The organism is Massilia antarctica (assembly GCF_015689335.1).
In the GTDB taxonomy this organism is placed as follows: domain Bacteria; phylum Pseudomonadota; class Gammaproteobacteria; order Burkholderiales; family Burkholderiaceae_D; genus Telluria_A; species Telluria_A antarctica.
In genome coordinates, this window is the sequence record NZ_CP065053.1 from 6,588,126 (window position 1) to 6,600,148 (window position 12,023).

At 63.3% G+C, this 12,023-nt stretch carries 10 protein-coding genes and 1 pseudogene; 5 read left to right on the top strand and 6 right to left on the bottom strand.

The window, feature by feature from the left end; genetic code table 11:
- Window positions 1–35: 35 nt before the first annotated feature.
- On the bottom strand, window positions 36–605 hold the full coding sequence (locus tag IV454_RS28945) for a DUF4124 domain-containing protein (RefSeq protein WP_206089080.1): 570 nt from the start codon (window positions 603–605) through the stop codon (window positions 36–38).
- Between the two features lie 99 nt (window positions 606–704).
- Here IV454_RS28945 and IV454_RS28950 point away from each other — a divergent pair, with 99 nt between their 5' ends.
- The gene (locus IV454_RS28950) at window positions 705–2,075 is read left to right on the top strand and encodes a PAS domain-containing sensor histidine kinase (RefSeq protein WP_206089082.1); all 1,371 of its coding nucleotides are present in this window, start codon (window positions 705–707) and stop codon (window positions 2,073–2,075) included.
- A gap of 552 nt (window positions 2,076–2,627) precedes the next feature.
- On the opposite strand, the gene rpoD is transcribed toward IV454_RS28950, so the two are convergent.
- The gene (gene rpoD / locus IV454_RS28955; RefSeq protein WP_206089084.1) at window positions 2,628–5,189 is read right to left on the bottom strand and encodes an RNA polymerase sigma factor RpoD; all 2,562 of its coding nucleotides are present in this window, start codon (window positions 5,187–5,189) and stop codon (window positions 2,628–2,630) included.
- Between the two features lie 542 nt (window positions 5,190–5,731).
- Between rpoD and IV454_RS28960 the strand changes: the two genes are divergently transcribed.
- Both IV454_RS28960 and IV454_RS28965 read left to right on the top strand, forming a co-directional pair.
- Window positions 5,732–6,202, top strand: coding sequence for a ProQ/FINO family protein (locus tag IV454_RS28960; protein WP_206089086.1), 471 nt, complete (start codon window positions 5,732–5,734; stop codon window positions 6,200–6,202).
- A gap of 11 nt (window positions 6,203–6,213) precedes the next feature.
- Complete coding sequence (locus tag IV454_RS28965; protein ID WP_206089088.1) at window positions 6,214–6,810, top strand: 3'-5' exonuclease; 597 nt, start codon at window positions 6,214–6,216, stop codon at window positions 6,808–6,810.
- A gap of 269 nt (window positions 6,811–7,079) precedes the next feature.
- Here the strand turns inward: IV454_RS28965 and IV454_RS28970 are convergent, their stop codons facing one another.
- Together IV454_RS28970 and IV454_RS28975 are read right to left on the bottom strand one after the other, a co-directional pair.
- A complete protein-coding gene (locus IV454_RS28970) occupies window positions 7,080–7,706 on the bottom strand; it encodes a PEP-CTERM sorting domain-containing protein (RefSeq protein ID WP_229521907.1) in 627 nt (208 codons plus the stop codon).
- Window positions 7,707–7,785: 79 nt separating this feature from the next.
- The gene (locus IV454_RS28975; RefSeq protein ID WP_206089090.1) at window positions 7,786–8,046 is read right to left on the bottom strand and encodes a hypothetical protein; all 261 of its coding nucleotides are present in this window, start codon (window positions 8,044–8,046) and stop codon (window positions 7,786–7,788) included.
- A gap of 68 nt (window positions 8,047–8,114) precedes the next feature.
- On the opposite strand from IV454_RS28975, the gene IV454_RS28980 reads away from it, so the two are divergent.
- Both IV454_RS28980 and IV454_RS28985 read left to right on the top strand, forming a co-directional pair.
- On the top strand, window positions 8,115–8,843 hold the full coding sequence (locus IV454_RS28980; RefSeq protein ID WP_229521908.1) for a c-type cytochrome: 729 nt from the start codon (window positions 8,115–8,117) through the stop codon (window positions 8,841–8,843).
- A gap of 15 nt (window positions 8,844–8,858) precedes the next feature.
- Window positions 8,859–10,133, top strand: coding sequence for a c-type cytochrome (locus IV454_RS28985; protein ID WP_206089092.1), 1,275 nt, complete (start codon window positions 8,859–8,861; stop codon window positions 10,131–10,133).
- A 13-nt stretch (window positions 10,134–10,146) separates the two neighbouring features.
- On the opposite strand, the pseudogene IV454_RS28990 reads toward IV454_RS28985, so the two are convergent.
- Both IV454_RS28990 and IV454_RS28995 read right to left on the bottom strand, forming a co-directional pair.
- Window positions 10,147–10,305 (bottom strand): annotated as a pseudogene (locus tag IV454_RS28990) (IS4 family transposase); the annotation flags it as partial.
- Window positions 10,306–11,679: 1,374 nt separating this feature from the next.
- Window positions 11,680–11,943 carry a hypothetical protein gene (locus IV454_RS28995; protein WP_206089094.1) on the bottom strand — a complete coding sequence of 88 codons (264 nt, stop codon included), beginning with the start codon at window positions 11,941–11,943 and terminating at the stop codon, window positions 11,680–11,682.
- Window positions 11,944–12,023: the final 80 nt, after the last annotated feature.

Here is a 12,023-nt window from a genome sequence, read left to right on the forward strand (position 1 = left end):
GCGGCGCGCCTGCACGGCGTGCCGCCCGTCGCTTCTCATTTGCAGGTCTCGGCGACCCGTTGCTCGGCTTGCGCGATCTCCGCCGCCCGGCGCCTGGCATCGGCGACCTGCAACGCCCCTTTGCCATCGGCGACGATCATTTTTTCAGAATCCTTCAGCACGCTCACATTCTTGCGATAGATCTCGCACATGCGCACGCGCATGCGTTCGTTGAAGGCCGCCATGTCCGCCTGTTCCGGCGCTACCGGTTCTTTTTTCGGCGGCGCGCTCGCGGCGCCGCCGGGCTTGTGCCCCGGCGTCGCCATTTTCTGCTCGCGCGCACCCTGCTGCGCGGCGCAAGGAGTGCTTTGATAGGTGGTGTGGCCGGCGCCATCCTGGCACTTGATGACCTGTGCATGAGCGGCGGCATGGGCACCGGCAAGGATCAGTGCGAGGCAGAGCGGACGTGACATCATGGTGGTTTTATCGTTCTTGTTGATGTGAAAGAAATGTGCCGCCCTGGGCGACGGCGCCCACCCAGTGTGGCAGCAAACCCTTGTTCGAGCAATCAACAAATTTCCAAAATGCAATTTACAGCTTTCCCATGCCCGCCATGCACCCGGCATACACCCGATTCGCTTGTCTAATACGAATAATGCTGCTTCCCAAAAGCTGGCATAGAATGAACCGACCAACAACCTGACTGAACCACGAGGGGTGTGCGCATGAAAACGTGGAGCGTGGAGTCGCTTTGCCTGACCGTGGCCGCCATCGTCCTGATCCTGGCGTCGGTGGTAGCGCTGATTGCCCTGAGCGACGCGCACGCGCTGCCCCGATGGCTGTTCTCCCTCACCATTGCGCTGGCCGGCACCGCGCTCGTGGTCAGCCTGCGCATCCGCGCGCTGGCCATGGCGCGCAACACGGCGCAGAGCCGCTACCGCCACTTCATCGACACCGCCCACGAAGGCGTCTGGACCCTCGATAGCGACTCCACCACCACCTTTGCCAATGCCCGCGTGGCCCAGATGTTCGGCACCACGCCGGGCGCCATGCGGGGGCGCTCGATGCAAGACTTCCTGGGCGACAATCCGCGCCGCGACCTGGACGAGATGACCAGCGCCGACGCCGCCCATGTCGGCTACACCCACGATTTGTCGTACCGGCGGGTGGACGGCAGCATCGGCTGGGCCATCGTCAGCGGCCGGCCGATGCTGGGCGACGAAGGGGTGGCCGAAGGCACCTTGCTGATGCTGACCGATATCACCGAACGCAAGGCGGCCGAGCTGGAACTGGCGGCGGTGCAGATCGGGCTGGAAGTGCGCATCCGCATGCGCACGGCCGAGCTGGAGCGCAGCAACGCCCAGTTGCGCATCGAGGTGGCCGAGCGCCAGATGGCCGAGAATGCACTGGCCGAGTCCTTCCGCGAGCTGCGCCAGCTCAGTTCCCATCTGGAAACGATCAAGGAAGAAGAGCGCAAGCGCATCGCCAAGGGCATTCACGACGAGCTGGGGCAAAACCTGATGGCGCTCAAGCTCGATGTGGAAATGCTCCACGCGCGCACCGGCCAGCGCCACCCCCTGCTCAAGCGCAAGGTCGGCGACGTGCTCGACACCATCGACCTGACCATCCGCTCGGTGCGGGCGATCATGAACGACCTGCATCCGAGCACCCTGGAACTGGGCTTGCCGGCGGCGGCCGAGTGGCTGGTGCAGCAGTTCGAGAAGCGCAGCGGGATCGCCACCTCGCTGACGGTCAGCGAAGGCGAAGGGCCGCCGCTGGATAGTCACCGCACCGAAGTCATTTTCCGCATCATCCAGGAGTGCCTGCTCAATATCTTGCGGCACGCCAAGGCGACCCATGTGGAAGTGGAGCTCGATATCGGCATGGAATACCTGACCATCACCATTGTCGACAATGGCGTGGGCATGGGGCCGGGGGACGCGGCCAAGGTGGCCTCGTTCGGGCTGCGCGGGATCCGCGAACGGGTCGATGTGTTCGGCGGACGGATGGTGATCGACAGCCGGCCGGGCGGCGGAACCACCCTGGCCATGATGATTCCGCTGGAAAGCCACGAGACGGAAGCTGGATTAGCGTGAATACAACAGTTCAAAAAATGTAACAATTCGATGGCGGTGGCGTAACGAAGATATGTACAATAAAGGCCGATAGAACAGGAGCGACAAGTTCGGCCCTGGTTTATTGACTACCCCTGTTTGCGCGTCCGGGCTTCCGGATGCGCATTTTTTTTGCCAGTGCTCGCGCTTCCCCATCGTCGCTCCCGCTTCCTCATCGTCGCTCGCGCTTCCTCATCGTCGCTCCCGCTTCCTCATCGTCGCTCCCGCTTCCTCACCGTCGCTCCCGCTTCCTCACCGTCGCTCCCGCGAAGGCGGGAGCCCAAGTTTTGCAAGCACAGTCACCGGCGGCATTACGAACTTGGGCTCCCGCCTTCGCGGGAGCGACGGGCGGGGCTGAGCGGCGGGCGGGGCTGAAGGACGGGCGGGGCTGAGCGGCGGGCGTCGCATCACGACCGCAGGTATGAAAGCGAGAGTGGTTGCATCAGTCGGCCATAAAAAAAACCGTGCTCACCCGACGGGTGGCACGATTTTTTCGCCATCGCCCCGGCCGGAGGCCGAGGCGGCAAGCGCACGTTAATGGTTGTGCAGGAAGCTCTTGAGCTTGTCCGAACGCGATGGCTGGCGCAGCTTGCTCATCGCTTTCGCTTCGATCTGGCGAATCCGCTCGCGCGTCACGTCGAACTGCTTGCCCACTTCTTCCAGGGTGTGGTCGTTCGACATTTCAACACCGTAGCGCATACGCAACACTTTGGCTTCGCGCGGGGTCAGCGAATCGAGCACTTCCTTGATCACATTGCGCATCGACGCATGCAATGCGGCGTCCAGCGGCGCCAGGGTCGCATTGTCTTCGATGAAGTCGCCCAGCTGCGAATCGCCATCCTCGCCCATCGGCGTTTCCATCGAAATCGGCTCTTTCGCGATCTTCATGATCTCGCGGACCTTGTTCTCCGGCATTTCCATCTTCAAGGCCAGGGTCGCCAGGTCCGGCTCGCTGCCCGTTTCCTGCATGATTTGACGCGAAATGCGGTTCATCTTGTTGATCGTTTCGATCATGTGCACCGGCACGCGGATGGTGCGCGCCATGTCGGCGATCGAACGCGTGATGGCCTGGCGGATCCACCACGTGGCATACGTGGAAAACTTGTAGCCGCGGCGGTACTCGAACTTGTCGACCGCCTTCAACAAACCGATATTGCCTTCCTGGATCAGATCGAGGAATTGCAGGCCGCGGTTGATGTACTTCTTGGCGATCGAAATCACCAGACGCAAGTTGGCGACCGTCATCTCGCGCTTGGCGTGGCGCGCACGCTTTTCGCCGGCAGCCATCTGCTTGTTGATCTTGCGCAGGTCGGCCAGCGGCAGCGCAACCCTCGCTTGCAGGTCGATCATGCGCTGTTGCAGTTCCTTGATCGCCGGTACGTTACGGCTCAGCACCACGCTGTATGGATAGGCGCAATCGACTTCGCGGTCGACCCATGCCAGGTCGGTCTCGTTGCCCGGGAAAACCTTGATGAAGTGGGCGCGCGGCATGCCGCAACGGTCCACGCAGATCGCCAGCACGGCTTTTTCGATATGGCGCACTTCATCCATCTGGCCGCGCAGGGTGTCGCACAGCTTCTCGACCACCTTGGCGGTGAAGCGGATGCCCAGCAGCTCGTTGGAAATGACTTCCTGCGCCTTGACGTAATTCTTGGTGCCGTAGCCATCCTTTTCGAAGGCCTTGGCCATCTTGTCGAATTCGACTTCGATGATCTTGAACTTGTCGAGCGCGTTCCTGCGCAGCTGGACCAGCTGTTCGGCCGAGAAGCCCGCCGCGCCGCCGTTGGCGTCGCCATCTTCTTCCTCGACTTCTTCTTCCTCTTCCTCGTCATCTTCCGATGGCGCGGCGTGCACCACGGGCGCGGCCGGGGCCGAGCTCTCGTTGTGGTCGACGAAGCCGTCGACCACTTCGTCGACCTTGAGGTCGTCGTTGGCGATCTTGTGCGACAGCGCGATGATTTCGGCGATCGTGGTCGGGCAGGCGGAAATGGCCTGGACCATGTCTTTCAGGCCGCCTTCGATACGCTTGGCGATTTCGATCTCGCCTTCGCGCGTGAGCAGCGCCACCGCGCCCATTTCGCGCATGTACATACGGACCGGGTCGGTGGTGCGGCCGAAGTCGGAATCGACCGTCGACAGCGCCGTCGCCGCAGCCGCTTCGACTTCGTCGTCGCTGGTGGCGGTGGCGACCGTGTCGGTCAGCAGCATCATTTCGGCATCGGGCGCGCGCTCGTAGACGGCGATGCCCATGTCGTTGAAGGTGGCGATGATACCTTCGACCGCTTCCGGATCGATGATGTTTTCCGGCAGTTGATCGTTGATCTCGGCATAGGTCAGGTAGCCGCGCTCCTTGCCCATGTTGATCAGGTTCTTGATCTGCTGGCGGCGCCGTTCCATATCCGCTTCCGACGCTTTCGGGTCGGCCGCCAGCATGCCGTTCACGCCACCCTTGGCCTTGCGTTCCTTGGCTTTCGAGACCGCTTTCAGTTCGGCGCGTTCGACCGCGTTGAGCGCGGCGACTTCGTCGTTCTCTGGCGTGAATTCGCTGGGTTTACGGCCGCGGCGGCCCGGTACCTTGACCGATGGCAGCAGGTAGCCGGAGGTGTCGATCGCGGCCAGCGCGGCGGCGTCGGTGGTCTGGCTGACGGCCTGGCCGGCGGTCTGGATCATGGTCGGTTCCGGATCCATTTTCTTGACGGCGGTGCGCGCTTTGGGCGCGACTTTCATGCCCGGCACCAGATCGGCGTGGACTTCGGCGGCCAGGTCGGGACGCACGGCCAGCTTGGAGCGCTTGCGCACCACCACAGGCACGGCGGCGCCGTCGGCTGAGGGCGCGGCCTCGGCATCGTACGATACGGCGTCCTGGACGACGTCCTGCATGGTTTCGGCGGGCATGCCCACTTCGACCTGCTCGACCGGATCGGCGGCAGCCATCACCGCGGCCAGGCGCGAACCCTTCTTGACCACCGTGACCTTGGCCGCCGCTTCCGTTTCGAGGAAGTAGGAGGTCGCGGTTTTCGGCACAGCCAGTTGGGCGCTGCTTTTACGCGGCGCTTTGGTGGCGGTCAGGGTTAAGGTCTTAGCGGTGTTCTTCATTAAAACTCCAGTCAATAATCCACCCGAGCCCGGCGTACCGCGCTCGATGGAACGTGTATCAGGATGGCCCTAGCTACGGGGCGATGTAGCCGAATTGCAAGCACGACCGACTGCGTCGATGGCCCGGATGGGCGTGCCCCGTGCGGGGTGGCAGTGGTGCGTGTGCTATGATCAAAATGGCGCTGTGCATGGCGGAACGAAAAAAAGCCCGTGGCAAAACGGGCTTGTATCTATTTTCAGATGAAGAATAGAGGAGACAGTCACCATTATGCACCAATGCAAGATATTGCGATAATTGATATATCGAATACCAGATATAAACCGAACATATAACTTCGACTCATGCCGCCGGTGCCGGGACGCCCTCTTCCTACTGACTGAACCTTCTGCGCTTCGTCAACCCGCGCGCAGGGCAAGAGGTGGATCATACACGATTTCCGGGTCTTCCGCGCATGTGCGCACTAGCCCGAAGCGAATAAAATCCGCGCACGCGCCTATGGTCGCATGCTATCCTTCCGGTTCCAGCTCTTACAATGAAGTCAATGAATACAACTAGTCTTGCCGCCGAGTCTGCGGACGTTCCCGTCACCGCACCAGCTCCAGCTCCAGCACCCGCGCAAAGCGCGCGCTCCCTGCTCAAGCAATTGCAACAACAGTTCCCTGCTTTCCGCGACTGCCTGCCCCTGGCCATCGGCATCGACAAGCAACTGCTGGCGCGCGTTCCCGGCCTGGACCGAAAGACCATGCGCGCCGCGCTGGGCATCCACACCGGTTCCCTGCGCTACCTGCGCGCGATGGAAAAAGCCACGGTGCGTTACGACCTCGACGGCGTGGCCGGCGCGGAAGTGACCGACATCCACCGCACCCACGCCAAGGAAACCTTGCAGCAGCGCTTCAAGAAAGAAGCCGAGCGCAAGAAGGCCGAACGCGACGCCGCGCAAGCGGACGAAGCGAACCGCCTGCGCCAGGAAAAGCTGCTCCAGCTCGCCTCCAAGTTCTCGCGCAACGGTTGATTCCGGGCTCAATGACGACCGATCCGGACGCGCTGCTGCCGCCTTACGACGGCATCACCTTGGCCGACGTACGCATGGTCAAGTCCGACCAGGATGCGGCCGCGGCGCTGGCGGCGCTCTCTTCAACGGATGTGCTCGGCTTCGATACCGAATCGAAGCCGACCTTCCTCAAGGGAGAACAGTCGACCGGCCCGCACCTGGTGCAGCTGGCAACCGACGAGGTCGCTTACCTGTTCCAGATCGGCGCCACGCCGGCGCTCGAGGTGCTCAAGGCGGTGCTCGAATCGAAGTCCATCCTCAAGGTGGGTTTCGGCTTGAAGGATGACATCCTGCGCCTGCAAAGCAAGCTCGGCATTCAGACCCACAATGTGCTCGACCTGTCGAACGCCCTGCGCAAGGGCGAACGCAACAGCCTGGGCGCCAAGACCGCGGTCGCGCGCTTCTTCGGCCAGAAGCTGCAGAAATCCAAAAAAATCACCACCACCAACTGGTCACTGGCGCGCCTGAGCGACAAGCAGATCCTGTACGCCGCCGACGATGCCCATGTGGCCCTGCGCGTGTACCGGCGCTGGCGCTCCGACCAGGCGACGGCCCGGACCACGCCCTGACCGGCCGGCCCACCACGCGCCCTCCCTCGCATCACTGTCCCGGTTACTGACCTGGCAAGGGCCCTGCTCGCTCTTGGCAATGCGGCGCAGCAAGAGCGGCTCCACGATCGCCGTGGGCCGCTGGCGGCGACGAGCGTCGCCTTGGACATACCGAGCGGCGAACCGAACGGCGAGCCGAACGGCGAGCCGAACGGCGAGCCGTCATACAACACGCCCGGATTGATCTGTTTGGAATGCGAACCCGGTGCGTACGGCTGCGCAATGATCCCTTACGCGCTCCGCCTGGCGCGCAAACGGCGTGCCCGCGCACCAACAAGCATGAGCCCCCCAAGCAGCATCGCGTACGTCGACGGTTCCGGCACCGCCGTCACGTTAACCAAGGAGTCCAACTTGCCGGAGAAGGAGACGTAGCCCCCGCCGCCTGCGCTCGGACTCCAGCTGGCACCCACCGAAGCGCCCTGCGCGGTCAGGACAACGGGCTGGCCCGGCGTGAACAGGCCCGCGACGTCAAATTCCAAACCAACATAGGGACCCCAGAGCCTGAAACCAGTGTGGAAGCCTCCGTATCCCTCAAGTCTCTCGTCGACGGCCGACGCCTTCTCGCCGTTTGCGAACATCATCGAATACGAACCGGTGCCGCCCCCGGTTTTAACCAGGGCATCGTCAAAGCTCACAGTGCCACTGAAGCGCTCACCGACGCTGATGCTTTTATACGTCCAGGACTGAGCACTTGGAATGTCGTGCCATTCGTAGTCCGGGCCCCATGGTCCGTCCACCATGATCCTGGACGACATGCTTCCGACAACACCAGAAAACGTGTAGGTCTGGATCGCGGCCGACGCACCCTGGCTGACCAGGGCGCTGGCGACGAAAACTGCTGCAAGTAATTTTTTCATGACTCTCCAATGAGGGGTAATAAGCATTTCGATGGAATATTATCAGGAAATTATTATCGCTCATTAAACATTTACACTTTTATATGCCGATGCGGTCCGCTGCGGCATGGGGGCGCATGAGATTCATGCGGTCAGCACACCTACATCCCGGATCAAGGCGCCCACGATGACTTTTGGCGTCATCGGTCGCGCGGACCGACAGCGTCCTGCCGATCGAGGCGGGCGTCACCGCAACCGGCAGCGCCATGGCGTTCATCCGCACCAGCACCGCATTTGTGACGCAACGAGCGGCCATCCGCAGCCGCACCGGCCCCCGCTGATCCGCTTTTTCGCCGCCCACTGCACCTGTCGTGCCCTGCCCCGACGCGCTATCATGTTGTCACCGGTCACCTTATCAGAGAATCATCCATGCGAAACACCCTCACCAGCGCGCTTGTGCTCGGCGCGCTCGCGTTCACCGCTGGGGCGGTCAGCGCGACGGCCGCCGCCCCGCTGCACGCGGCCGAGCGCCCCGCCGTGCTGCCCGATACAATGCAGCAGCGCCTGCTCGCCTGCGCCTCCTGCCACGCCAAGAAGGATGTCAACGACGCCTTTTTCCCGCGCATCTCCGGTAAGCCGGCCGGCTATCTATACAACCAGCTGGTCAATTTCCGCGAAGGCCGGCGCCAGTTTCCGCTGATGACCTACATGGTCGACTACCTGCCCGACGCCTACCTGCACGAGATCGCCGAGCACTTCGCCAGCGAACATTTGCCGCCGCTACCGGCCCGCGCGGCCGACGTCGCGCCCGCCGTGCTCGCGCGCGGCCGCCAGCTGGCCATGCAGGGCGACCCCGCCATCAAGGTACCCGCCTGCATCGCCTGCCACGGCGACAAGCTGACCGGCGTCGCGCCATCGATTCCCGGCCTGGTCGGCCTGCCGCCCGACTATCTCAACGCCCAGTTCGGCGCCTGGCGCAACAAGGCGCGCCGTGCCCGCGAACCCGACTGCATGGCGGTCATCACCGGGCGCCTCGGCATGGGCGACGTGGCCGCCGTGACGGCCTGGCTCAGCACCCAGCAGGCAGCGCCCGACGCCCGCCCCGCCAGCGCCATCGCCCGCCCCTTGCCCATCGAATGCGGCAGCGCCCCGGACTAAGCCAGGAACCGATTCATGAAAAATAAATTACTCATCAGCCTGGCGGCACTCACCGCCGTGATCGGCGCCGCCGTGGCCGTCGCCTGGCCGCGCCAGGACTTCATCGCCGCGTCGTCGCCGGCCGCCTTCGCGCCGAGCGCCGAAAACATTGCCCGCGGCGCCTATCTGGCCAAGGCGGGCGACTGCATGGCTTGCCACACGGTGCGCGGCGGCCCCGCCTACGCCGGCGGGCGCGCGCTGGAAACGCCCTTCGGCAGCCTGGTCGCGCCCAACATCACGTCCGACCGCGACACCGGCATCGGTGCCTGGAGCGCCGACGATTTCTGGAACGCGCTGCACAACGGCACATCGCGCGATGGCCGCCTGCTGTATCCGGCCTTTCCGTACACCAATTACACCAAGGTCAGCCGCGCCGACTCGGACGCGCTGTACGCCTTCATGCAAAGCATCCCCGCGCAGAAGGCGCCGAACAAGCCGCACAGTCTGGCTTTCCCCTATAACCAGCAGCTCATGCTGGCCGGGTGGCGCCTGCTCTATTTCAAACCGGGGCAATACGTGCCGGCCAGCACCCGGAACGCGCAATGGAACCGCGGCGCCTACCTGGTCGAGGGACTCGGCCACTGCGCCGCCTGCCACAGCACGCGCAATAGTGTTGGCGCCAGCGAAGAAGGCCTGGCGGGCGGGCTGATCCCGATGATCGGCTGGTACGCCCCCTCGCTCACCTCCGACGCCGAAGCCGGCCTGGGCAGTTGGGAAGTGCCGCACATCGTCGAGCTGCTCAAGACCGGCGTCTCGCCGCGCGCGACCGTGTTCGGGCCGATGGCCGAGGTGGTGCAGCGCAGCCTGCAGCATCTGGACAGCGGGGACGTGACGGCGATGGCGGTGTATCTCAAATCGCTGCCGGCCACACCGGCGCCGGCCGTGGAGATATCGACCGATCCGAGGGTGGGCCAGGTGATTGCTGAGGGCAAGAAGCTGTATGAAGCGAGTTGCGTGGAATGTCACGGTTCGGACGGCAAGGGCTTGCCGCCGCACTACCCGCCGCTGGCCGGCAACCGCGCGCTGACGATGAAGGAAGCGGTCAATCCGATCCGCATTGTGCTCAACGGCGGCTTTGCGCCTGGCACGGCCGGCAATCCGCGTCCGTACGGCATGCCGCCCTACAGCCACAGCATGAACGACCATGAAGTGGCGGCCGTGGTGACCTATCTGCGCAGCAGCTGGGGCAACAAGGCGCCGCCGGTGACGGCGTCGGAGGTCAACCGGTATCGCAGCGCGCCGCTCGATTGAGTGGTGCCGGGGACTCGCCTCCGGGCGTCACCGCGTACGTCGGGTGCACATACATGCCGCGCCGGGCCTCGTAGTTCAGCGGCCCCAGGCCCTATGTTTCCTGGCCGTTGAAGTCGAGCTTCGTCGTGTCCTGGATGCACAGCATCACCGGGTAGGCCAGCATGCGCTCCTGTTGTGATTAACCCCGCTCCCACCGAATCAAAAACGCCACCAGAGGAGCCGTCCGCGTTAAGCACTTCATTGAAGATTCGTTGCGAGCCATCAACCGCCAGTCTGACACTGCCGTTGGTTACGCTAAATCCAGGCGCGTAATACTTGGAATTGTAGGGCCTCAGACGGCCAATGTATCCACTGCCTCCTCCAGTAGCAGTGACGGGGCGCCTACTATCACTATATAGCGGAATGTTCAGTGTCGGCTCAGTTGGTTGCCGCTCCTCCGGCGATCCCCATTGGACACGGTTGCCGTTCGCGTCCAAGACATAGCCGCCAGGCGTTTTAGCCTTGCGACTAACGCTACCACCTGCGCCTGGTGCCTCAGATGAACCGCCATCGTCATTTTGACCGGGGCCTGAGACAATCCCATCACCGCTTCCGTTACTTGCCGAGCCGCCAGTCCCCGCCGAGTTGGACCCAGGCCTCATTGCGGCCGCCAAGCTACTCCCCAGGGCATTGCCGAACGCATTGCCGAACACATTCGGTCCGATGCAAAGTCGTACTCCGCGCGCCCGCACACGCAGCATCCATGCGGGTTCCAGCTCTCCTTCAATCGTTCAGCCCGCCGGCATTTTAGCTTTTTGGCGCCGACGTGCGGTTTTCCGCCACACCTAAATTCTAAGTTTTTTCGAAACCCATGTGACGATGACGCCTCATCCATTTTTGAGGAGTAAACAGATGTCGAAGAAGCCCAGAAAGCGCGCAGCCACGCCAGAACGCTCATTCATGAGCGGCATCGTCACCAACCTTGTTGGCAAATGCATTTATGAGTTTCTTCGGGACTTGCTTGAGAGGCGCTGGCCGTTTGCGTGGCCGGAATGAACCGTGGCGCCCGCAGGGCGACACGGTTGGGGTGGCTGTGGAAGTTGCGGTTGCGTTGAACCTGACTGACGGCAGCGCGCGGGTGCAAGCGCCGACGGCCCCGCGCGCGTCGTAACCCTGACCGAACCCTGCGCCTCAAGGCGCACATGCCGGCTTGGCAGACGCGCAGGGGCGCCAGACATAACGCCGTGTTGCGCGAACCCGCAGGGCCCGGCGCAGCGCGGGGCCGGACCACCGAGCGAAGCGAAGCGCAGCGAATGGGCCGGCTTTGCGGAATGCCGCGTTATGTTAAAGCGGACGCGCAGCGGCCGATTTACCCCGTAGCGCCTGTGCTCTTGCGTGGCAGGTAGCTGGCTGACGGCGAAGCGCGGCGGCAAGCGCCGTCGGCGCGCGCCTTGTTGGCCTGACTCGATTCACAGCGTGGCTGTTAGTGTCCGCCTCGCGGCTGGCAGTACCGCGCAGCGGCTTGCCAGTCGTTGTACTGTCGAGGCCGCTACTGTTGAGGGCGTCGTTACCGCGTAACGGGCTTGATGCCCAAGTAGTCATCCCACTCAGGCGTGTTCGGCTCGATGCCCGCAAGGATCCGATCATCCTCGGTACAGATGAAACGCTCCAGCACGTCGCGTTGCGTTACGCCGTAACGTTTGGCCAACCTGGCCAGCGCCAAGGCGGCGCCGGTGCTCAGCCAAGTGTTTAGCCGGCGCTCGCCGTTGCGGCCCGCCATTGGTCGGCGCGCCCGGTAGGCAGCTTGTCGTTCTGCTGCAGTCTTGGCCATGATCTTTCCCTTCTCGTTTGCGTTACTGCGTAACAGTTGGACCAACACGCAATCTCTTCGTTCGCATCAAGCTCCGCCGG

Bases quoted from the DNA above. Each gene is read 5' to 3' on its own strand.
- IV454_RS28945 (WP_206089080.1), bottom strand. From the start codon at position 605: ATGCCGGGTGCATGGCGGGCATGGGAAAGCTGTAAATTGCATTTTGGA.
- rpoD (WP_206089084.1), bottom strand. From the start codon at position 5,189: ATGAAGAACACCGCTAAGACCTTAACCCTGACCGCCACCAAAGCGCCG.
- IV454_RS28985 (WP_206089092.1), top strand. From the start codon at position 8,859: ATGAAAAATAAATTACTCATCAGCCTGGCGGCACTCACCGCCGTGATC.
- IV454_RS28965 (WP_206089088.1), top strand. From the start codon at position 6,214: ATGACGACCGATCCGGACGCGCTGCTGCCGCCTTACGACGGCATCACC.
- IV454_RS28980 (WP_229521908.1), top strand. From the start codon at position 8,115: ATGCGAAACACCCTCACCAGCGCGCTTGTGCTCGGCGCGCTCGCGTTC.
- IV454_RS28960 (WP_206089086.1), top strand. From the start codon at position 5,732: ATGAATACAACTAGTCTTGCCGCCGAGTCTGCGGACGTTCCCGTCACC.
- IV454_RS28995 (WP_206089094.1), bottom strand. From the start codon at position 11,943: ATGGCCAAGACTGCAGCAGAACGACAAGCTGCCTACCGGGCGCGCCGA.
- IV454_RS28970 (WP_229521907.1), bottom strand. From the start codon at position 7,706: ATGAAAAAATTACTTGCAGCAGTTTTCGTCGCCAGCGCCCTGGTCAGC.
- IV454_RS28950 (WP_206089082.1), top strand. From the start codon at position 705: ATGAAAACGTGGAGCGTGGAGTCGCTTTGCCTGACCGTGGCCGCCATC.